The following is a 20,734-nucleotide window of genomic DNA, read 5'->3' on the forward strand; positions in this document are numbered from 1 at the left end:
TAATTGTTGTATTTTATTTGCCGCTTAATGGTAAAATTGATTCCACTTCAGCATGTGGTCTTGGGATAACGTGAACTGATAATAACTCACCAACACGTTCTGCTGCTGCTGCTCCTGCATCAGTTGCTGCTTTAACAGCACCAACATCACCACGAACCATAACTGTAATAATACCGCCACCAACTTTTTCTTTACCTACTAATGTTACATTAGCTGCTTTCACCATTGCGTCTGCTGCTTCAATTGATCCGATTAATCCTCTTGTTTCTACCATTCCTAGTGCATCTGATTTCATCTGTATTTCCTCCTAATTAAAGTTTGTTTTTTTATTATTTTAAAATGTCAATTCTAGTACTTGAAGTAACGCCTAAAGCGTTGGCTTCCTCAGTATCTATATGACACTCTAATCCTGAATTTGCTGTTGCTCTAATAATCACGTTGTTAAGAACGCCACCTCTTGGTCCATCAAATTCAATGGAAACCTGCTCACCATCGACTACACCAAAATGTTTAGCCTCTTCTGGTAACATATGAATATGACGTTGAGCCACAATCACACCTTGAGTTAGTTGAACTGATCCCTTTGGTCCAATCATAGTCGCTCCTGATGTCCCATTTAAGTCACCAGATAAGCGAAGCTCACCTTTAATACCTAATTTAAAAGTATCTCCTTGAAGAATCTCAATTTGAGACACAGGTCTTGCTGGACCTAACACACGAATTTTTTCTAAAACTCCTTTTGGTCCACAAATTGTTACACACTCTTTACAGGCATACTGACCTGGTTGAGATAAATCTTTTAATTTAGTTAACTCGTATCCTTTGCCGAATAAAGAATCAATATCGGCTCTTGATAAATGAGCGTGGCGATTAGAAATGCCTACTGGTATTGTTTTAGCTATTTCTGTTACAGGTGCTTGTTGGTTTTTAGAGAGGTTCCCTTCAACAAGAATACTCAACACCCGATCTAGTACTTCTTCATATTGCTCCATCACATTCACTCTTTCACTATTGATTCATTTCTTTTAACAATTGTTTGACAACATCCTCTAATTTAGCCACGTCTAAGCCTTCTGCTGATGAGTTACTCGCTTCAAATGATTTTTGAATGTCTGCAGGGCTCTTAGAAAAACCTTTATCACAAGTTACTTCTTGAGCGCCTTCACTTAATCCATAATCAAATAACGTATCCTCAGCCACTAACGTTCTAACATCTTTTAGCCCGTAAGCGACTTTTTTAATGTTTAAGAGGTTTTTAGGACTAACATTTTCTGATACAGAACTACCACCAAACGTTCCACAACCTAATGTGAAGGAAATTGGTAAACCAGTACTAATACCTGTTCCACCTTGGCTTCCTCCGGTATTAACTAAAATTCTTGACGCCGGTTTAGCGGCAAATTTTAGTACCATATCTCGGTCATTTGTATGAATACTCATCGTATGACCAATACCATTTTGTAGTAATTCAATACTTAAATGACAAGCTTCTTCCCAGTTATTAACCACATAAAAGCCTAAAACCGTTGTTAATTTTTCAAAGGATAATGGATAACCTTGACCCACACCTTTTTGTGGTCCTACTAATACTTTTGTACCACTTGGTACGCTGATACCAGCTGCTTCTGCAATCACATCTGCTGAACGTCCAACAAATTGTGCATTCATCGCATGACCATTTTTAAACAACAATTGGCACACTTTGTCTGTTTCTTCCTCAGACATAAAGTAGCCACCTTGTCGGTTTAACTCAGAAATAACTTCCTCTTGGTTAACAGTCTCACAGATGATAGCTTGTTCTGACGCACAGATAGTTCCGTTATCAAATGTTTTACTAGCGATAATTTTTTCGACAGCGTCTTTCACATTTGCTGTTCTTTCGATGTAGGCTGGTGAGTTCCCTGCTCCTACACCAATGGCAGGTTTACCTGAACTGTAAGCTGCTTTAACCATACCTGGTCCACCAGTGGCAATAATCAAGGAAACTTCATCACCATGCATTAATTCATTGGTTGAAGCCATTGTTGGCGTTGAGACACAACTGATAAGACCCTTAGGTGCACCCGCTGCTTCTGCTGCCTCACGCATCACTTCACTCGCTGCTAAAGTACATTTTTTAGCAGCAGGATGTGGCGCAAAAACAATGGCATTGCGTGATTTAATCGCAATCATTGCTTTGAAGAAAACAGTTGATGTTGGATTCGTTGATGGAATAATTCCCATAACTAAGCCGACTGGTTCAGCCACATCAAAAGTTCCTTTTTCCACATCTTCTGAAATAATACCTACTGTTTGTTGATTTTTTATTTCTTCATAAAGTAAAACAGATGCCGCATGATTTTTATAAACTTTATCCGGAGCTTTCCCAAATCCAGTTTCCTCAACAGCCATTTGAGCTAAACAAACGGCATGCTTTTTGGCAGCATCACGCATACTTTTTAAAATTGTATCTACTTGTTCTTGCGTAAAAGTTGCCATCTCATTAGCAGCTTTCTTCCCATTCCTAGCTAAGTTTCTAGCTTCTTGGACTGAACATAAATCTTTATCAAATGATTCCATTGGTTTTACTCCTTTGCCTTGTTACTACTATTTTTTATAGTGTTTAATGTAGGCTGTCATTAGTTTTTCTTTACTTGCTTTTTTGATTTCTTTACGAGATAGTTTGACATCAGGTAGTTGTTCTAAGTGGCTTCTTAACTCAGATACTTTATACTCAGCTAAGCATGTCCTCATTTGATCAACGTCCTCGTTTTCTAACCAATCAGCCAATGCTTCTGCTAGTGGTTTTTGCTCAGTTATTTCTTCATCAATCATCTCAATGATTATTTCTTCCTCTTCCTCAACAACTTCTTTTACTTCAACAGGCTCTTTAAATAACTCACTAATTGAGTCATCTGGTCGAGGAATCGTATGAGTAGAAATCAACGCACATTCATTTAAGTGAGACACTGAAGCTGCACCTGCGTCAACTGCCGTTTTAACCGCTGCTACATCTCCTGAAATAACAACCGTTACAATCCCACCACCAATTATTTCTTTTTTGATTAGGTGAACTTCTGAGGATTTTAACATGGCATCTAAGGCTTCAACAGCTGCTATAAGACCTGTTGTTTCAATAAATCCTAATGCTTCTTTCATTAGCTACTCCTTTATACATTCTGACGTTTAATAATTCACATATAGTAAGTTAACATCTTCCGAACTAGTCCACGTAACAAGTGTCTGTTTTGGTATAACAACCACATCACCTTGCTTAACAGCATATTCTTTCTCATTAATTGTCATATTAAAACAACCATTCATGACATAATAAACTTCTTCTTGGCTTGTTTGATGTGGACAATTTTTGCCATTAAAAGTTAAAAAACCTAGTTTGATAGACTTGTCATTCATTAATTCTCGTTTCAAAACAGAAACGTCTTGTCGGTTAGAAACTTGTTCTAACTGAACCGAATCTCCATCTATCACTGTTGTGCCACTTGGATCAATCACTGCCTTAAAAGGGTCACTAGGTACACCAATGGCTAAAACTTCTTTAAGTAATAAAATCAAATCTTCTGTCGTCACTTCTTGTTTATCCGCTACTTCTTTTACTTCAATTGAGACACCGTACTCTTCTGCTAAATCTCTAGCTAAATCTGTTACGATTGTCTTTTTAGTCACATAAAGGGTGTCCAAACCGTTCTTGTGACACTGAGTAATATCTTCTGCAGAAATCAGTTTTTTCATCGACACACTTTCCCTTTCTTTTTAAACCGACTCACAACTTTCATCAATAATCCCGATGACTGCTGCATCTACTGGAACAGTATCATCTTCCAACATTCTTCTAGCTGCGGAACCAGTTGCTACAATAACCCGGTCACCAATACCTGCTCCAATGACATCTACAACAACCAGTCTCTCACCATCTCTAGACCCACCAATGACTACTGCTAGCATCAGTTTAAAGCCATTTAGTTTATCTGATTTTCGAGTTGCCCAGACATTGTCTACTAACTTTGCGGTTACCATAAACGTTCTTTCTCACGTCGTTTAATCTCATCCATTGCTGCCATAACTGAAGCAGTATCTCCAAAGATTGCTAGCATGATCATATTTTGCGGACATGTTCCTTTGATATCTTCAACAACAACACCTACTGCTTTTTCAGCCACATCAGCTGCACAAACCATTTCAATTAATTTTCCTTGAACTAGTCCAACAGCTCCTACATCTTCAAGAGCTCCTTTTGGTCCTGAGCCTTTTCTTCTATTTAGTATTGCTAGAGTATTTTCTCCAGGTGATTTTATTATTCGACAATCCATAGTCAATTCTCCTAACCCATAATTTGATTGGTACAACTTTTTGCAATCCCAAGAGGCGTCACAAACATTGGATTACGTGGTTTAAATGTCGGTATATTGATTTTTTCTTCAATGATTTTTTCAATACCCGTCAAACATGATGACCCGCCTACTAAATAAATACCATCTATGTCATAATCCTTGATTTGCTTTTCGATAATAGACGCAATTTTTTCAATAACAGGTTTTAACGTTACGATTAATTCCCTATGATTTGCTTCGTCTCGCTTATACAGCTCTGCTTCTTCAAAAGATATTTTATAAGCACCTGCCACAACAAGAGAAAAGTGAGTACCTCCTGTAGCTTCATCAGAAACATTAATAACTTTTCCATTTTTTAATATGGAAATCCCTGTCGTTCCACCACCAATGTCAACAACTGCTCCATTTTTGATATGGAGAACTTCATTGGCTGCAGTTGGTTCATCTAAAATGGCTGTCAGCTCAAAGCCTGCGCTTTGAACCACATTTTTGATAGCCCCTGAATCAAGTTCATCAGTTCCCGGAGGAATCGCCGAAGCTGCGAATAATAACTCGGTTTGCAAAGCTTCCTCAAGCTCTTCTTTCAACTCCCTAACAATGGTTACTGCGCCAATATAATCAACAATCATGCCATCTCTTACCACATCAGCATAACGATACGCACCCGCAACAGGTTCATAATGAGCATCTAAAACAGTTAGAACAATACAAGCTGTTCCTAAATCCACACCAGTATAATAGGTAGTTTTGTTATTCTTTTTTGGTTTACTAATAACGGCTTCAAATTTAGAAACCAACTCATCACATGTTTCTAGCTCTTTTTTGCTCACTACTCACCACTCCTTATCAATTGATTCACCATCTCAATCAATTGCTTTTTTAAATAAGCTAATTCGTTTCCTTGATTTTGTTTCTCCATCTCTAAGTCACTAATCGTAAAAATCACTTGTTCCAGCTTTATTAATAATTTTCCTTTAGTACTCAGTACATGATGGACTTCTAATTGACTCGTATATGGAATAATTGATGTCCTCTGTTCTGTTTTAATACCTGTTTTGATAGCTTCAGCTAATAAAAACAAGGAATGACTAATCCCGTAATCAAGTTCGTTAGCCAAACGACCACACTCTAAACAAGCTAATCTTAATAAGTCAAATTGATTTCCTATGGGTTGCGCTGAGTCACTTGTATCAGTAACACTAGTAAGTCGAATTTTCTTATCACTTAAAAATTGTTTGGCTTCTGGCGTCAATCGCTCTTCTTTTTGTAAATAAAAATCACTAAATGCTTGCTTTCTATACTTAACTCTCAATTCGTTTTCGGTAATAAAATGCATTTAGTGACCTCCTTTACTTAATTTTTTATAAATCCCTTCTAAATCTTGTATCGTCGGTACACGAGGATTCGTCAAGGTACATTTATCTGCCAATGCTTTTTCAGACATACTAGATAAAGCACTTAAAAAGTCACTCGTTTCAACTCCCATAGCTTCAATTTGTTTAGGGATTCCTAGTTGATCTGTGTAGCGATTTAATTTAGATATCAACGCTCTAACTGTGGCTTTTTTAGTTCCTGCTTTAATGCCTAGTAATTCAGCTATCAACACATATCTATCTAAAGTTGCTGTTTCTTCTGGTAAATCTAATCCTGCATTGTAACTAATAACAAAGGGTAAAATCATGGCATTTGCTCGTCCATGAGGAATATGAAATCTTCCTCCTAACGCATGAGCCAAACTATGACAAACACCTAATGATGCTTCGCTAAAGGCAATTCCCGCTAAACAAGACGCATTATGCATTTTTTCGCGAGCTAGTAAATTAGAACCATTTTGAGTGGCTTCTAGTAAATAAGCCCAAACCATTTTGATGGCTTTTTCCGCACAAGCATCAGTAAAATCTGATGCATTAGTTGAAACAAATGCTTCAAAACAGTGCGTTAACACATCTACTCCCGTGTCAGCCGTAATAGCTTCTGGGACCGTTTTGGTTAATTCAGGATCTAAAATAGCAATCTCTGGAATCATCTCATCTGACACAAGAGCATATTTAGCTTGTTCTTCTGTATCTGTGATGACAGAAAAAGCAGTTACTTCACTTCCTGTACCACTTGTTGTTGGGATACAAACTAACTTAACTTCTTTGACTTGAGTTGACTCTCTATAGATTTCTCTTATAGCTTTTGCCGTATCTAAAGCTGAGCCCCCACCTAGAGCGATAATGCTTTGTGGTTGTATATTTAGAGCTGCTTGTAAACCTTTAGTCACGACTTGAATCGTTGGGTCTGGCACTACTTCTGAAAACATCACATATTTAGTTGAACATTCATCTAATAAAACAGTGATGTTATCTACCATATGAGAAGACTCCATAAAAGGGTCACAGACAAGCAATACGTTTCCTAGATCCAACTCTTTTAAGATACCAAGAGCATCTTGCCCAAAGTAAATTTCTGTTGGCATTTTAAATCGATTCATTATTTTTTTCATTCTCCTTTCTTTCTTATTTTGTTACAAAGTGATTCTATTGACGTCTCACAACTTAAATTGAGTTGTTCATAAGGCGTCATTATTTTTATTTCTTCAAACATTTTGTCAATCTGCTGTAACTGGGAACTAGATGGTGACTCTTCGTTAAACGTCAACACACCCATCACAGGAACGTTAAATACTTTGGCAAAATTTGGTGGGTAGACTTTCTTTTTTTGCATCAAGGGGTAGAGCATCAACACTAAATGAGCTTGAGTTCTCAAGGAAATAATGTGTTTGCGCATATCTGGACTTTCTAGATAACTGCTTGGCACGCTTATCGTATGCTTGCCATAAACAATGCTCCCTCTTTTTTTTATAGGTCCTTCTTCTTCATTTAAGTAATGAGCTAATTTAGCTTTTCCACTATGATTGGGACCTATGATTAGTATTTTCTTCCTCATGTTTTGGTCATTGCCTCAACCGTGAATCCCAACTGGTCCTCAAGAATACGATTGACTTCTTTTAAAGCAATCTCAACACTTTGAACATCTCCTTGAATCACGACAGAACCGGTAAAACGATCTAAAAAGCCAATCGTCACATCTGCTGCTTTACTAGCAATATCAGCCGCAATAACAGCTGTCTCATAAGGAGATAAGGTTAAGATTCCTATTGCTCCATATGGATCAACACCAATAGCTTCATACACATCTGAAATCGGAGATGCAATTAAATGAGATAAGGTTACTTGTTTACCAGGAACAGATTCCTGTATGACACGTTCGACTTGTTCTTTCATCACTTAATCTCCTCTCTTCATTAATGTCTAACAACTTGTACAGGAAAATCATAGGCTTTAATCCAGCCTTCAATTTGATCTAACTCAGCATCTGATAAACTAGGATCACCATCTACTGGATACTCCATACCTAGCTGACCGTATTTATTGACGCCTAATTTATGATAAGGAAGTAAATCTATGCCTTGGAAATTAGGATAATCTTTATAAGGTAATAAAAAATCAATAATAGCTTGAATCTCAAATTCGCTTGAGTTAATTCCTTTTAACATAGGCATTCTTATTTTCACCCAATTGCCTAGTCTTAGAAGTTCTTGTAAATTTTTTAAAATTCTTTCATTACTAATACCCGTTAGTTCATTATGTCGCACTGGATCCATATGTTTTAAATCAAATAAAAAATAATCCACATATTCTGATAAGCTCAACATTCTATCCATTCTAGTATGTCCACATGTTTCAATAGCTGTGTTGATGCCATCACCTTTACAGGCTTTTAATAGTGCCAAAGCTACTTCTGGTTGGGCAGTACATTCACCACCACTTAAAGTAACTCCGCCACCAGACATGTCGTAAAAGGCTGCGTCTTCATGAATAATTTCCATTAATTCTGGAATAGTTCTAATTTCTCCTGTGATATTTAGAGCTGCCATAGGACAAACCTCTACACATTTGTTACAACCGTTACATATTTTTTCACGATCAACTTGGTGATTGCCTTCTTCATCCATATAGTGGATGCCCATGGGACAAGCGTCCACACAGGCTCCACAATCAGAACATGAACTTTGTTTATACATGACTTGAAATTGTCTAGAAATACCTTCTGGATTGGCACACCATTGACAACGTAAAGGACAGCCTTTAAAAAATACCATTGTTCTAATACCAGGGCCGTCATGAACATTGTATTTTTGGACATTAAAAATCATTGCTTGGCGCTCAATTCCACCTTCTTTTATTCCTGTCACTTCATTCATCTCCTGAATTTTTTTAGAATTTCTCTAGCATTGTTCGACTGATGATTTCATCTTGAACGTCTTTACATAATTCCACAAAGAATGCACTGTATCCAGCTACACGAACAATTAAATCACGGTATTGTTCAGGATTTTTTTGTGCTGCAATCAATGTATCGTTATCTAAGTAGTTAAACTGCATTTCACCATTTCCTAAATGACAAGCAGTACGTAACAGAGTAATTAAACTTTCTTCCCCTTCTGGAGAATCTAGTAAACCAGCCATAATCTTGAAGTTATGAACCATACCAATATTCATACTGTCATTAGACATTTTAGAAATTGATTTAATAATCGCTGTAGGGCCTTTGAAATCGGCACCTTGTGTTGGACTGATACCATCAGATAGTGGTGTCCAAGCGTCACGACCATTAGCAGAAGCGCCTGTTAATTGACCAAATGGTGTATTGTTAGAAATAGATAATGTTCCGTGACTCAATACTGAGTATAATGTGCGGTATTTTCTATGTTCTTGTTCGGTGAAGTTGATTAATTCCGCTGCGATTAAATCTGCATAATCATCATCATTACCATATTTAGGTGCTTTCAAGCAGTCAGCTTTTACTTGTTCGTAACCTTTGAATTCAGCTTTTAACGCTGTATTTAACTCTTCTAGTGTGTATTTTTTGTCGTCAAAGACTAATTTTTTAATTGCTGCCATTGAATCTGCGTAAGTAGCAAGTCCTGACCAAACAACCCCTGGTCCAAAGTTATACATCGCACCACCAGCAGACACATCATGACCTGATTCCATACAACCTTCATACATTAAGGACATTAATGGTTTTGGTGCTAATTCACGGTGAACACGTTGTGAAATCACTGTTGCTACGTTAGTCCATTTAGTAATGTACTTGATTTGTTCTTTAACAGCTTCTTCAAATTGTTCATAAGTTTTGAACTCTGATAAAGCACCTGTATTTGGACATACTTGTTTGCCGTACCATAATGGCACACCTTGATTTAGCACAAGTTCAATACAAATTGGCCACTGAGTATAACCTGTTGAAGTCCATTGGTATAAACGACCTGATTTTTGTGGTTCCACACACCCCATTAAACAATAATCTCTAGCGTCTTCGATAGAAACACCTTTAGCGAGCATCATTTTGATATGTGTATCGTCAAAGTGACAAGCAGGGAATCCCATACCAGCTTTTACAACTGATACAATTTTTTTCAAGTATTCTCTAGGAGATTTGTTATGAATACGACAAGCTAGTGATGGTTGATAGATTTTTACGTGGCGAACCGCGTCCATTAATAGATAAGTTAATTCGTTTGTTGCATCGAATCCTTCACGTGTTACCCCACCGACACACATGTTGACAAACGGTTGGTAACCAGCGAAGAATTTAGAGCCACCTTCACTTGTAATCCACATCATTTCTGACATTTTAATTAACATACAGCCTGATAATTCAAAAGCTTGGAAGTCATTCATGCGACCTGAATCAATATCATTTTTGTAATACTCATACATGTATTGATCCACACGTCCAATTGACATACCAGTTTGATTTTCTTCAACAACTAATAAAGATTCAATAGTCCAAACTGCTTGGATTGCTTCCCAGTAAGTCTCTGGTTTGTTAGCAGGTACTTTTGCATTGATTTTAGAAATTTGTTCTAATTCTTTTTTACGTTTTGGATCTGTTTCTTTGCTTGCTAATTCAGCAGCATATTCAGACATACGACGAGCGTAAATCATAACACCTTCTGTTGTATCAATGATTGATTTATAGAAGTAAATTTTATCGATATCATCTGGATTTTCGTATTGTAATTGTTCTAAATGCTCTCTAGCTTCTTGTTGAATATCAAGCATTCCTTTTTTCATTAAAATAACGTCATATCCTGGGTTAGAGTCCCCACCACCATTGATTTGATGGTATGAACAATCCGATACAAATGATTCACCTGATAATTCCCATACACCAGCATCTCGGTATTGGTCTTCACAGTACTCATCAACTGATTTTCCATTCCAATAAGGGAATAATTCTTCACGCATAATACGTTTGTCTTCATCAGAAATGAAGAATGGGTCTTGTTGACGTGTCCCAATCGTATCGATCTCGTCTTCCATCCAGCGCCATGCAATATCTGGTGAGAATGCCCCAGCACGAGGTGCGCCATTTGGTGCCCCAACAATTAATTCGTTGTCTTGAATAACTAAAGGTGCTGTTTCACAGCAATATTTAAAACATTTACCTCTTAAGACACTCTTTGGCATCCCTGGGTTTTCTTTAGCAATTTTAGTGATTGCTCGCGCTCTATGTGTAGTAATAGCTGGTACTTGTTTCATGTAGTTTTCTTTTAACGCAACTAATCTAGGAGTAATCCCTTCAGGAATATCAGTTCCTTCTGAATGAATGGCTACAGTTTCAACTACTTCTTCACTTTCAATATCTTCTTTAACAGATGCAAACATACGCATTAAAGCTGCTTTTTCTGAATCTGTTAACTCTTTTGTTGCTTCAGCTAATTTTGCTGAAAAATCTTGCATATCCATCTGAATCCCTCGCTTATTTTATTTTATTGGTTAATGATTTTTTTCAAAATTCTGACTAATTCGTCTTCACTCATGTTGAAATCAGTTTGTACTGATTTTGTTTTTTCTATTGGATAACCAATTTGTCTGACATAAGTTAAATCTTTTGCTGTTATATTTTTCGCTGTTATTCCTTGTCCCATAGTCAAACCACCTAGAACAAAGGTAAATGGTAGTGTTGATTCTAGACCTAAACTATTAAACGTTGCCGGACCATTAACTAGGACTCGGCCTACTGGTTTTTTCAAAGCAAACTCATTGGTTACTTTTTGATTGTGTGAATGAATCACTAAACTATGGCCATTTTGCTTAGCTTTTAGTAAGTTAATGCATTTTTCACAAGCATGTAGCCAATCAGGCTCTAAATAAAACGTTAGAATCGGAAACTTCATTTCATCAGAATAAGGATTCTCATCAAAGATATAATCCTGTTCTGACACAAGAACTTTGACATCACTTCGAACAGCAAAACCTGCTTTTTCTGCTAAGTAACAAGCAGACTTACCAATTACTTCCGAACAAACAAAGGTGCCACATGGTTTAATCAAATCAAGTAACAAACGCTCCTCTTCTTGCGTCATAAAGTGAGCACCTTGATTGATTAACTCTTCTTTTACCTGATTAGCAATGATTCCTTCTACGATTAAATATTGCTCTGCTCCAGGTAAAATACCATTATTAAATGAGCGACTTCGAATGATATCAAAACAAGCTTGTTTGATATTGGCTGTTTTTTCGATAAAAACGGGAGTCGATCCTGTTCCACCATAAATCATCGGACGATGTAAAACGTTGGATGCGCCTTTACATTTTTTTTGCCCAATATTGATGATTAATGCTGTAGCAGAATGATTTGTTATTTCTGCAACACCTTCATTCGATACATGTTGCATACTACTTAAACAGTTTTTAGGTAAGCCGCTCACTTCCGCTAAATTTTTGATAAAAGAGATAGCTTTTCTTGTTGAGTTAGCTCCTCTTTTGTGGGGAACAAACACACAAGTATTTCCAGATTTCAGACTAAGTAACGCAGTAAAAATGGTGTTAGTCACGCTATTTTCTGCTGGAAGTAATGTGACGATAACCCCTAAAGGAACTCCTACTTCTGTAATATCTCCTTGTGTATTTTGTTCTAGAACGCCGATGCATTTTTGACTTAATACACTTGATTCCATGTTGTCTAATACTTGATACAATAACTTTAATTCATCTTCTGCTTTACCGTATTGGGTTTCAGAGATATTGGCATCAATCAAAACTTGTGCATTTTCTCTGATTTTTGGAATCATCAAGCCGATAATTTTATCAATAATCCCTTGATCATATTCTTTTAACATGTAATGTGAATCTCTTGCAGATTCCATTAAAATACGTGCTTCTTGAATAGACTCTAAATCTTTATCAACAAAAGACATCTATTTCACTTCCTCACCACTTGGCAACAAGTTTTCCAGTGCATAGCGTGAAACGATTTTACTCAAATCAATATGAGGGCTTGCGATAACAACTGAGCTATACACTTCTGCGCCCATATTTGCTACAGCTTGTACACCTGCTTCAACTGCGGCTTTACATGCTGCAACATCACCTTTAACAATGACTGAAATATAACCAGACGCCACGTTTTCATAACCTAAAACTTCAACATCTGCTGCTTTACACATAGCATCTGCTGCCTCTAACACAAAGACTAAACCAAATGTTTCAATTGCCCCAATGGCTTCATATCTTTCCATCGCTTCTTCCTCCTTACCTTTATAAATCAATGTCGTGAACTGAGACGATATCGCCAACAGCTCTGATTGGTCTTGGCATCACATTATGCGCTGTTACTTTGCCAATCTCACTAGCGACTGCAACACCTGCTTCAACAGAAGCTCGGACAGCAGCAACATCACCTTTGATCATAACTGTAACGAGAGTTGAACCAATATTTTCATAAGAAACAAGTTCTACATTAGCTGCTTTTAACATTTCATCGGCTGCTTTTAATGCTGGCACTAATCCTAGGGTTTCTACTAGCCCTAATGCTTCTTCACCTTGGTATCTCATCTATTGTCCTCCTAGATGTTTATTTTTTTTTAGGAACAAATTTTTCTACTGTGCTACGACCATCTTCTGTAATGTCGTAATATAAAACTAACTCTTCTTTCTTATCTAGTTCATATTTGGTTAATGAAGCTAGATCATTAGCTTCAAGAGCCATTAAATGTTCTAGGAATAAATCATATGTAAATTGTTTTTCTTGACCATAGATTGGTTCCAAACTTGTCATTACTTCCTGAATATTAGACTCTCCTACTTCATCTAAATGATTCAAGACAGCCATTCTTGCTGGTAAAGTCATCTTACTCCACCTCTTTCTTCTTAATTAGGTCTAAAGGATTCATAGTAACGATAATCGCTCCACAAACAATAACGATTGATCCAATTACAATAGTCGCTGTTAATTCTTGACCTAAGAAAAGAACTGAGAATAATACACCCCAGAAAGCATATGTAACGTTTAATGACATACCGATTGCACAACCAACCATAGAGTTTGCTTTATACCAAGTTAAGAATGAAACGGCTGCACTTAATCCTGAAATAATCAACCACATAACTGGTGTTACGGCTTTTAAAGTTCCTAGGAACAATGGAAATGCTCCTGCAAAAATAAAGACTAATAATAAAGTTACAATTCCTGAAATTAATTCTCTTAGATTAACCGCAACGTCTGTATCAATCATGGCACCACCGAAGCTTGAGAACACACCTTCAAGTCCCCAACCAATAGCTGCGATTAAAGCGCAGATAATACCTAACGTGAAGTTTGGAGCTCCTTCTGGTTTAACAAAGTTAATAAAAATAGCTCCCATAACACATAAAACCATACCGAAAACCACTCGTTTAGTTGGTCTTTGTTTCAAGAAAATCCAAGCAAATAAAGCACCAAACAAACTACAAGTTGCAGAGATTGGAATAGCATAAGCTCCTGCCATTGCCAAACCAACTAAATAGGCACCATTTGCTATAGGTCCTCCTAAAAGAAATCCTATCACTAACATCTTTCCTGGTTTTGTTTTCAAGGTTCTTCCTAATTCTTTCAAGCGTCCTTTTTTCCAGTTAAAAATTAATAACCAAATACCTGCAAAGAAGTCATTTAATCCTGAACACACAAAAGGCGCTGCAATAATACCCGCTGCACTCATTAAAGGTTCGTAACCACTTGCTACAATAACAAGAGTTGAGTAGATACCATAAGTCAGACCCGAAATAAGTCCATTTGAAATTCCTTTTGCTTGAAATTTTTTACTAACCGCTTTCATTTTTACATCTGCCATCGATTGGTGTGATGCATGTGATTGAATCATTGATTTTTGACTATCCATATTAAACTATTCTCCCCATCTTACTTAATATTATGTGGTAAAATTGTTTCTACTTCAGCGTGTGGTCTTGGAATAACATGAACTGATACTAATTCTCCAACACGTTCTGCTGCAGCTGCTCCTGCATCTGTTGCTGCTTTCACTGCGCCAACGTCTCCTCTAACTAATACGGTTACTAGTCCGCTTCCAATCATTTCTTTTCCAACTAACGTAACGTTTGCTGCTTTAACCATAGCGTCAGCTGCTTCAATTGAACCGATTAATCCTTTTGTTTCTACCATTCCTAATGCATCGTACTTCATTTTTACTTCCTCCTATTTTCTTTTTTCAACTTGATACTCATTACTACACCCATAAGATAATTCTTCCCCTTAGAGACAAAGTCAAGACTATTTTCGACTTTATGTTACTTTTTTCACATTACTCTTTCTTCTTTCAAGCGCTTTCTCAATTAGCCTATTGAGATTGAGAACCATTTAACAAGGATTTTCTTCATTTCACCTTGAAATCATTGTGTATTTATTAACAATAAGGATTTTTATATTGGAATAACTATTTAGTCATTTTTATTTCTGTTATAGTACAACTTTCCTTTTTTCCTCAATAGAAAAAAGAACTTCTATCAAAAATAACTTACTATCGAACTAAATAAAAAAGATTGTCCTCTTGATTATTTTGTCCTGTGACTAAACAACGGCTGAACAATCTTAAAAACGTTTGTTATTATTGTTTTCAACAAACCATCCCCCTAAGGGACAGCTTTATTACATATTTTTTATTATGTCTATTATCTTGTCTTTTAATACCCAAAAAAGAGTAAATGCGAATGATTAATCATTCACATTTACTCTTTTTTTTATAGGAAATATAATCTCTGATACAAACTCATTAGGATCTTTAGTTGTCCAATAATCTATCACGTAACGTTCATACACACTTGGGCCATACTCATAATTGTGGCTAATAGCCCAATCTTTCAACCTTTTATACGTCTTCATGATTGTTTGTGGATGCCCAATGTGATACGCACACAAAAACATATCTCCACCAAATTCTTTTTGCCTAACACCTGATCTTAGCCTACCCACAGGTTCTTGCATAATGCATACCTTAGTAGCTTTGTGATTCATACGGTCCTCAGCAGAAGAAAACTCTAAACAAACCGGACCTGTTATAGCACAGTCATTTTTTTCTAAATGATTCACCCATGCAATATTGATGATTGACTCTTGATAGCATTCATTAAATGCTTGCTCTTGAAAATAATAATTTTTACGATCAATGTATTTGATATTAATCGTATCAATTCGATTTTCTAAAACCATTGATCCTTCTCGTAACAAATTCAACCAATCGTCTACTGCGGTATAGCGATTATTGATTTGGACTTTCTCTTCTTCTAAATCATCTAATTTATAAACAAATTTATTCTCATGATAAAAACGTGACCCTTTTTCAGTTACACCAAGCATTTCTTGTAGCTTAAATCCCATTTGCTTATAGTACTTAATAATAGGAATTAACAACATAGTATCTTCTTTATAATAGCGATACCCATTTGCCTGACAAACATAATCCGGTTCAATAATACCTAACTCTTCATAATACCTTAAAGTCTTTTTCGAAATGTTACATCTTTTAGAAACTTGCCCAATCGTAAATAATTTTTCTTCACAGTGAGGCATAAGTTCACTCCTTCACGACGCATCCACCCTTATTATTAAATAACAGCGTTCACATTGTCAAGTTGTTTTCTCATTTTCTTATCATGTTTATTTTTCCTACTCAATTTCTCCTGGCCATGAGCCCATACCACCTAAAACGTTGGTTACCTGATACCCTTGAGAGCTTAAAAACTCACCTGCCATTGCTGATCTAGAGCCTGATTGACAAATAAGAAAGTAAGCTTGATTCTTATCTAACTCTTCAAATGTATCTCCTAATTCACTTAATGGTTTGTTGATTGCTCCTGGAATATGCCCCATATCGTATTCAAATACTTCTCGGACATCGATAATGGGTAATTGGCTTCTTTTAGCTTCTTGATAAAATTCTGGCATTCCTGTTGATTGAAACATGTGATTTCCTCTTTTCTTATTTTCCTCTTTTAATAGTACCACTCCACTGACTCATGCCACCACGTACATTAATCACGTCGTATCCTTTATTTTTCAAGGTTTTAGCGGCTTTTTTACTTCTCATACCTGATTGGCAGATCAAGTAAACTTCCTTTTCCTTTCCTTGATAGGTATTCATTTTATTTAAAGGTTTATTAATGGCTTGCGGAATATGACCACCTTTAAACTCAGCTGGCGTGCGAACATCTAATAGAACTATTTTTTTATCTAATCTCGTTTCTAACTCTTTTGTCGAAACAGAGGGAATCTTACTAAATAAACTAAACATGGGCTTATCTCCTTATCTTTTATACCTTATAGGGTATATTAAACAAGTTATCCCATACTTTGTCAACTAATTAAGACTCAGTCATTTTTACCTTAAACACCATATAAGCTCAATCCTTTCAAATATGGTACTCTTAGGCTATCAATTAAATGGAGGAATTCATATGTCTACAACTATCACGTTAAAAAATGGCGTTAAGATGCCTTTTATCGGCTTAGGTACTTGGCAAGTTAAAGATAAAGAAGAAGGTATCAACGCTGTCAAATGTGCGATTGAAGCAGGTTACAAAGCAATTGATACAGCTGTTGTTTATCAAAATGAAGAGGCTGTTGGAGAAGGCATCAAAGCTTCTGGTATTGACCGTAGCGAACTCTTTGTGACGACTAAAGTTTACAACGATAAACAAGGTTACGAAGAAACCCATCAGTCATTTAAAGAGAGTTTAGAGCGTCTGCAACTGGATTATGTGGATCTTTACTTGATTCACTGGCCTATTACAGACAAATACCATGACACGTGGCGCGCAATGGAAGAAATCTACACCTCCGGTAAAGCAAAAGCGATTGGGATTTCAAACTTCCATCCTCAACATATTGAAGATTTAATGACTACAGCAAACATTGTCCCAATGGTAAACCAAATTGAACTCCACCCTAATCAAAATCAACAGGCTCTCGTTGCTTATTGCCATGAAAGAGATATCGCTGTTACAGCCTACTCACCACTTGGTCACGGCAATCTACTGGACCATCCTGTGATTAAAGAAATTGGCGAAACTCATCATAAATCAGTCGCACAAGTTATTTTACGTTGGGACATTCAAAATGGGATTACAGCTGTACCAAAATCAGTTAATAAAGACCGCATTGCTGCTAATATTGATGTCTTCGATTTTGAACTATCTGAGGAAGAAATGGCACAATTAAATGCCCTTCATACAGGTGAACGCGTTAATAAAAACCCCGATATTTTCATCATTGAAAAATAAATAATGATCTTTTAAATTCAGACAAACCTCCCACTTTCTTTGTGATAAAGCGGGAGGTTTGTTATTTTTTCACGACTCTTCTATACCACCTTACATAAACACATCTCTTTTAAACGTCCTCAACACAACCTAATAAATAACAAACTGACAAATATGTGTCTATCTCTAAATTATAAAATAGTTTTCAGTTTCACAAAATAAAGCGTTTTATTATTAGAGGTTAATTAAAAATGAATTTTTTGAAGCATCTTAATTGTTTTTAAGTATTTATTACCGTAATATTCACTCCTGGAAAAAAGGAAAAGGAGTTTACATTTATGAAACATTTAATAAAAACATTATTTTTAGTTGTTACCTTATTGGCTTTTGTCACGATAACTCGCTCTCACGTTTCTGCAGCTGAGTTGTCTCAAACTGATGTTATTGATTCTATTCAATTCAATGATACGACCCTTAGCCAAGGCCAACTCACATCAGTTTCTGTTACCTTTAGTGACAAAGGTCAAAAGACTATCAAGCCTGGTGACTCAATTACTTTAGCTCTACCTCCCTCACTAGAAGGTATGACAGAAAATAATGGCTCACCTAGACGTGTGCAACTAAGTAATTTAGGAGAAGCCTTAATTTACCGAGACCGTGTTGTCGTAACATTCAATAGCAACGTGGAAAAACTAAACAACGTTAGCGGCCATTTTAGTTTTGGTATTCGTTCAGCAGTTACTAATAATACGGCTGACGAAACAATTCAAACTAACTTAGGCACTAAAGTTCCTAGTCAAAGCATTAAAATTCCAGGTCACAAAAACAATGGTGACATTGGTAAAAAGCCTTTCTTTTATAAATCTGGTGATTTACTAGGAGATAGCGGAACTGTTCGTTGGTTCTTAAATGCCAACTTAAACAAAGAAGAACTGAGCAACTACATTTTAATTACTGACACTCACGGGGCCGGCCAAGCTCTTAACAAAGATAGCTTCCGTATCATGGTAGACAATTATCTTGGTGTTAAAAGTTATACCTTACCTGAATTTATTGCTAAACGTTTAGGAACGATTCACTTTACTTCAGAAGATACATTTGAAATTTGTATCCCTCGTGAATCAGCTCGTTTAGCCTCATTCACGATTAGCTATACCACAAACATTACAGATGCAGGTAAAAAACAAAAAGACTTTGAAAATAGCTATTCATTAAGTTACCAACCTTACAACAAACCAGTTGTTACAGAAAAAAATAGTTACAAAGTGAAAAATTTATTTGCTGAAGGTGGCGCTCAAGGAGATAACGATTTATCTAAAGCCGAAGAAATAGAAGAAACAATCCCTGAAGAAACAACTGAAACTATTGATGAAGTGGTTACTGAAAACCCTTCTGAGTCTGTCGTTGAAGACAACACGAATAACACAGCTACTGAATCTCAACCTGAGATTAACGTGCCAGTTAACGAAGAAAATGTTACCGAAGAAACGACTGAATCCATTGATGAAGTGGTTACTGAGAACCCTTCTGAATCTGTTGTTGAAGATAATACTAATAACTCGGCTTCTGAATCTCAACCGGAAATCAACGTGCCAGTCACTGAAGAAAATGTTACCGAAGAAACGACTGAAACTATTGACGAAGTGGTTACTGAGAACCCTTCTGAGTCCGTTGTTGAAGATAACACTAATAACTCGGCTTCTGAGTCTCAACCAGAGATCAACGTTCCTGTTACTGAGGAAAACGTGACCGAAGAAACGACTGAATCTATTGACGAAGTGATTACTGAGAACCCTTCTGAATCTGTTGTTGAAGACAATACTAATAACTCGGCTTCTGAGTCTCAACCTGAGATTAACGTGCCAGTTACTGAAGAAAACGTGACTGAAGAGACGACTGAAACTATTGATGAAGTGATTACTGAGAACCCTGCTGAGTCTGTTGTTGAGGACAATACTAATAACTCGGCTTCTGAGTCTCAACCTGAGATTAACGTGCCAGTCACTGAAGAAAATGTTACCGAAGAAACGACTGAAACTATTGACGAAGTGGTTACTGAAAACCCTTCTGAATCTGTTGTTGAAGACAATACTAACAACTCGGCTTCTGAGTCTCAACCGGAAATCAACGTGCCAGTCACTGAAGAAAATGTTACCGAAGAAACGACTGAATCTATTGATGAAGTGATTACTGAGAACCCTTCTGAGTCTGTTGTTGAAGACAATACTAATAATTCAGCTACTGAGTCTCAACCGGAAATCAACGTACCGGTTACTGAGGAAAACGTAACTGAAGAAACGACTGAAACTATTGACGAAGTGGTTACTGAGAACCCTGCTGAATCTGTCGTTGAAGACAATACTAACAACTCAGCTACTGAGTCTCAACCAGAAATCAACGTGCCAGTCACTGAAGAAAATGTAACTGAAGAAACGACTGAAACTATTGACGAAGTTGTTACTGATAATGTCACTGAAACTGTTGTTGAAGATAATACAGACAACACAACTACTGTCACTAAACCTGAGGTGAAAGAACCTGAAGTGAGTCCAGAAGATCACAAAACACCTGAAGTTAAAGAAGACGTTTCAACAGAAACAACTAAAGAAACAAGTCCTACAACTGAACAACAAGCAACACAAACTAGCTCAACAGAAACTAAGAAAACTGACAACCAAAGTAGTCAAAACGTTTTACCTAAAACAGGTAGCGCTGATTCAACTATGACTATTATTGCAGGAATTCTTTTAAGTTCTATTGCAGGTTTTGGTTTATACTTCAAAAGAAAAGTTACTAACAACTAATCATTATCACACT

25 protein-coding genes are annotated in these 20,734 nt (G+C 36.6%); 2 read left to right on the forward strand and 23 right to left on the reverse strand.

Annotated elements, in window-relative coordinates:
* Positions 1–13 precede the first annotated feature (13 nt).
* The 23 genes from eutM to DOK76_RS08825 all read right to left on the reverse strand — a co-directional run bounded on the left by eutM (position 14) and on the right by DOK76_RS08825 (position 16,950).
* Entirely contained in the window at positions 14–295 is a 282-nt protein-coding gene (gene eutM / locus DOK76_RS08715) for an ethanolamine utilization microcompartment protein EutM (RefSeq protein ID WP_206966865.1), read from the reverse strand.
* Between the two features lie 34 nt (positions 296–329).
* On the reverse strand, positions 330–992 hold the full coding sequence (locus DOK76_RS08720; RefSeq protein WP_206966867.1) for a phosphate propanoyltransferase: 663 nt from the start codon (positions 990–992) through the stop codon (positions 330–332).
* Positions 993–1,008: 16 nt separating this feature from the next.
* A complete protein-coding gene (locus DOK76_RS08725; RefSeq protein ID WP_206966869.1) occupies positions 1,009–2,559 on the reverse strand; it encodes an acetaldehyde dehydrogenase (acetylating) in 1,551 nt (516 codons plus the stop codon).
* 27 nt (positions 2,560–2,586) lie between these two features.
* On the reverse strand, positions 2,587–3,138 hold the full coding sequence (locus DOK76_RS13310; RefSeq protein WP_206966871.1) for a BMC domain-containing protein: 552 nt from the start codon (positions 3,136–3,138) through the stop codon (positions 2,587–2,589).
* Positions 3,139–3,165: 27 nt separating this feature from the next.
* Entirely contained in the window at positions 3,166–3,729 is a 564-nt protein-coding gene (locus DOK76_RS08735) for a EutQ-related cupin domain-containing protein (protein ID WP_206966873.1), read from the reverse strand.
* Between the two features lie 21 nt (positions 3,730–3,750).
* Complete coding sequence (locus DOK76_RS08740; protein ID WP_206966875.1) at positions 3,751–4,014, reverse strand: EutN/CcmL family microcompartment protein; 264 nt, start codon at positions 4,012–4,014, stop codon at positions 3,751–3,753.
* Positions 4,008–4,307, reverse strand: a complete 300-nt coding sequence (locus tag DOK76_RS08745) for a BMC domain protein (RefSeq protein WP_206966877.1) — start codon at positions 4,305–4,307, stop codon at positions 4,008–4,010. Before DOK76_RS08745 ends, DOK76_RS08740 begins: the two co-directional genes overlap by 7 nt.
* 11 nt (positions 4,308–4,318) lie before the next feature.
* The gene (eutJ, locus tag DOK76_RS08750; RefSeq protein WP_206966879.1) at positions 4,319–5,158 is read right to left on the reverse strand and encodes an ethanolamine utilization protein EutJ; all 840 of its coding nucleotides are present in this window, start codon (positions 5,156–5,158) and stop codon (positions 4,319–4,321) included.
* On the reverse strand, positions 5,158–5,664 hold the full coding sequence (locus tag DOK76_RS08755) for a hypothetical protein (RefSeq protein WP_206966882.1): 507 nt from the start codon (positions 5,662–5,664) through the stop codon (positions 5,158–5,160). Before DOK76_RS08755 ends, eutJ begins: the two co-directional genes overlap by 1 nt.
* Positions 5,665–6,804, reverse strand: a complete 1,140-nt coding sequence (locus tag DOK76_RS08760) for a 1-propanol dehydrogenase PduQ (protein ID WP_206966884.1) — start codon at positions 6,802–6,804, stop codon at positions 5,665–5,667. It lies immediately after the preceding gene.
* 8 nt (positions 6,805–6,812) lie between these two features.
* Positions 6,813–7,259, reverse strand: a complete 447-nt coding sequence (locus DOK76_RS08765; RefSeq protein WP_206966886.1) for a EutP/PduV family microcompartment system protein — start codon at positions 7,257–7,259, stop codon at positions 6,813–6,815.
* Complete coding sequence (locus tag DOK76_RS08770; protein WP_206966888.1) at positions 7,256–7,597, reverse strand: BMC domain-containing protein; 342 nt, start codon at positions 7,595–7,597, stop codon at positions 7,256–7,258. The genes DOK76_RS08765 and DOK76_RS08770 overlap by 4 nt, the downstream gene beginning before the upstream one ends.
* A 20-nt stretch (positions 7,598–7,617) precedes the next feature.
* Positions 7,618–8,568, reverse strand: a complete 951-nt coding sequence (gene cutD / locus DOK76_RS08775) for a choline TMA-lyase-activating enzyme (RefSeq protein WP_370590122.1) — start codon at positions 8,566–8,568, stop codon at positions 7,618–7,620.
* 22 nt (positions 8,569–8,590) lie between these two features.
* Positions 8,591–11,131, reverse strand: coding sequence for a choline trimethylamine-lyase (gene cutC, locus DOK76_RS08780; protein ID WP_206966892.1), 2,541 nt, complete (start codon positions 11,129–11,131; stop codon positions 8,591–8,593).
* Positions 11,132–11,154: 23 nt separating this feature from the next.
* Complete coding sequence (locus tag DOK76_RS08785; RefSeq protein WP_206966894.1) at positions 11,155–12,585, reverse strand: aldehyde dehydrogenase family protein; 1,431 nt, start codon at positions 12,583–12,585, stop codon at positions 11,155–11,157.
* The gene (locus tag DOK76_RS08790) at positions 12,586–12,906 is read right to left on the reverse strand and encodes a BMC domain-containing protein (protein WP_206966896.1); all 321 of its coding nucleotides are present in this window, start codon (positions 12,904–12,906) and stop codon (positions 12,586–12,588) included. It lies immediately after the preceding gene.
* A gap of 19 nt (positions 12,907–12,925) precedes the next feature.
* Complete coding sequence (locus DOK76_RS08795) at positions 12,926–13,222, reverse strand: BMC domain-containing protein (protein ID WP_206966898.1); 297 nt, start codon at positions 13,220–13,222, stop codon at positions 12,926–12,928.
* Between the two features lie 19 nt (positions 13,223–13,241).
* Positions 13,242–13,517: a hypothetical protein gene (locus DOK76_RS08800; protein WP_206966900.1), complete on the reverse strand. Its 276-nt coding sequence runs from the start codon at positions 13,515–13,517 to the stop codon at positions 13,242–13,244.
* A gap of 1 nt (position 13,518) precedes the next feature.
* Entirely contained in the window at positions 13,519–14,544 is a 1,026-nt protein-coding gene (locus tag DOK76_RS08805; protein ID WP_206966902.1) for a DMT family transporter, read from the reverse strand.
* Positions 14,545–14,564: 20 nt separating this feature from the next.
* Positions 14,565–14,846 (reverse strand): BMC domain-containing protein, encoded by a 282-nt coding sequence (locus DOK76_RS08810; RefSeq protein ID WP_206966904.1) that lies wholly within the window; start codon positions 14,844–14,846, stop codon positions 14,565–14,567.
* Positions 14,847–15,374: 528 nt separating this feature from the next.
* On the reverse strand, positions 15,375–16,229 hold the full coding sequence (locus tag DOK76_RS08815; RefSeq protein WP_206966906.1) for a MerR family transcriptional regulator: 855 nt from the start codon (positions 16,227–16,229) through the stop codon (positions 15,375–15,377).
* Between the two features lie 96 nt (positions 16,230–16,325).
* Positions 16,326–16,622, reverse strand: coding sequence for a rhodanese-like domain-containing protein (locus tag DOK76_RS08820; RefSeq protein ID WP_206966908.1), 297 nt, complete (start codon positions 16,620–16,622; stop codon positions 16,326–16,328).
* Positions 16,623–16,638: 16 nt separating this feature from the next.
* Positions 16,639–16,950 carry a rhodanese-like domain-containing protein gene (locus DOK76_RS08825; RefSeq protein ID WP_206966910.1) on the reverse strand — a complete coding sequence of 104 codons (312 nt, stop codon included), beginning with the start codon at positions 16,948–16,950 and terminating at the stop codon, positions 16,639–16,641.
* A 163-nt stretch (positions 16,951–17,113) separates the two neighbouring features.
* Between DOK76_RS08825 and DOK76_RS08830 the strand changes: the two genes are divergently transcribed.
* Positions 17,114–17,938, forward strand: a complete 825-nt coding sequence (locus tag DOK76_RS08830) for an aldo/keto reductase (RefSeq protein WP_206966912.1) — start codon at positions 17,114–17,116, stop codon at positions 17,936–17,938.
* Positions 17,939–18,255: 317 nt separating this feature from the next.
* Complete coding sequence (locus tag DOK76_RS08835; RefSeq protein WP_206966914.1) at positions 18,256–20,721, forward strand: collagen binding domain-containing protein; 2,466 nt, start codon at positions 18,256–18,258, stop codon at positions 20,719–20,721.
* The last annotated feature ends 13 nt before the right edge of the window (positions 20,722–20,734 follow it).

The organism is Candidatus Vagococcus giribetii, assembly GCF_017316185.1.
Classification (GTDB): Bacteria; Bacillota; Bacilli; order Lactobacillales; family Vagococcaceae; genus Vagococcus; species Vagococcus giribetii.

Coding starts and splice junctions, on each gene's coding strand:
- eutM (WP_206966865.1), bottom strand. CDS start 295: ATGAAATCAGATGCACTAGGAATGGTAGAAACAAGAGGATTAATCGGA.
- DOK76_RS08720 (WP_206966867.1), bottom strand. CDS start 992: ATGGAGCAATATGAAGAAGTACTAGATCGGGTGTTGAGTATTCTTGTT.
- DOK76_RS08725 (WP_206966869.1), bottom strand. CDS start 2,559: ATGGAATCATTTGATAAAGATTTATGTTCAGTCCAAGAAGCTAGAAAC.
- DOK76_RS13310 (WP_206966871.1), bottom strand. CDS start 3,138: ATGAAAGAAGCATTAGGATTTATTGAAACAACAGGTCTTATAGCAGCT.
- DOK76_RS08735 (WP_206966873.1), bottom strand. CDS start 3,729: ATGAAAAAACTGATTTCTGCAGAAGATATTACTCAGTGTCACAAGAAC.
- DOK76_RS08740 (WP_206966875.1), bottom strand. CDS start 4,014: ATGGTAACCGCAAAGTTAGTAGACAATGTCTGGGCAACTCGAAAATCA.
- DOK76_RS08745 (WP_206966877.1), bottom strand. CDS start 4,307: ATGGATTGTCGAATAATAAAATCACCTGGAGAAAATACTCTAGCAATA.
- DOK76_RS08755 (WP_206966882.1), bottom strand. CDS start 5,664: ATGCATTTTATTACCGAAAACGAATTGAGAGTTAAGTATAGAAAGCAA.
- DOK76_RS08760 (WP_206966884.1), bottom strand. CDS start 6,804: ATGAATCGATTTAAAATGCCAACAGAAATTTACTTTGGGCAAGATGCT.
- DOK76_RS08765 (WP_206966886.1), bottom strand. CDS start 7,259: ATGAGGAAGAAAATACTAATCATAGGTCCCAATCATAGTGGAAAAGCT.
- DOK76_RS08770 (WP_206966888.1), bottom strand. CDS start 7,597: ATGAAAGAACAAGTCGAACGTGTCATACAGGAATCTGTTCCTGGTAAA.
- cutC (WP_206966892.1), bottom strand. CDS start 11,131: ATGGATATGCAAGATTTTTCAGCAAAATTAGCTGAAGCAACAAAAGAG.
- DOK76_RS08785 (WP_206966894.1), bottom strand. CDS start 12,585: ATGTCTTTTGTTGATAAAGATTTAGAGTCTATTCAAGAAGCACGTATT.
- DOK76_RS08790 (WP_206966896.1), bottom strand. CDS start 12,906: ATGGAAAGATATGAAGCCATTGGGGCAATTGAAACATTTGGTTTAGTC.
- DOK76_RS08795 (WP_206966898.1), bottom strand. CDS start 13,222: ATGAGATACCAAGGTGAAGAAGCATTAGGGCTAGTAGAAACCCTAGGA.
- DOK76_RS08800 (WP_206966900.1), bottom strand. CDS start 13,517: ATGACTTTACCAGCAAGAATGGCTGTCTTGAATCATTTAGATGAAGTA.
- DOK76_RS08805 (WP_206966902.1), bottom strand. CDS start 14,544: ATGGATAGTCAAAAATCAATGATTCAATCACATGCATCACACCAATCG.
- DOK76_RS08810 (WP_206966904.1), bottom strand. CDS start 14,846: ATGAAGTACGATGCATTAGGAATGGTAGAAACAAAAGGATTAATCGGT.
- DOK76_RS08815 (WP_206966906.1), bottom strand. CDS start 16,229: ATGCCTCACTGTGAAGAAAAATTATTTACGATTGGGCAAGTTTCTAAA.
- DOK76_RS08820 (WP_206966908.1), bottom strand. CDS start 16,622: ATGTTTCAATCAACAGGAATGCCAGAATTTTATCAAGAAGCTAAAAGA.
- DOK76_RS08825 (WP_206966910.1), bottom strand. CDS start 16,950: ATGTTTAGTTTATTTAGTAAGATTCCCTCTGTTTCGACAAAAGAGTTA.
- DOK76_RS08830 (WP_206966912.1), top strand. CDS start 17,114: ATGTCTACAACTATCACGTTAAAAAATGGCGTTAAGATGCCTTTTATC.
- DOK76_RS08835 (WP_206966914.1), top strand. CDS start 18,256: ATGAAACATTTAATAAAAACATTATTTTTAGTTGTTACCTTATTGGCT.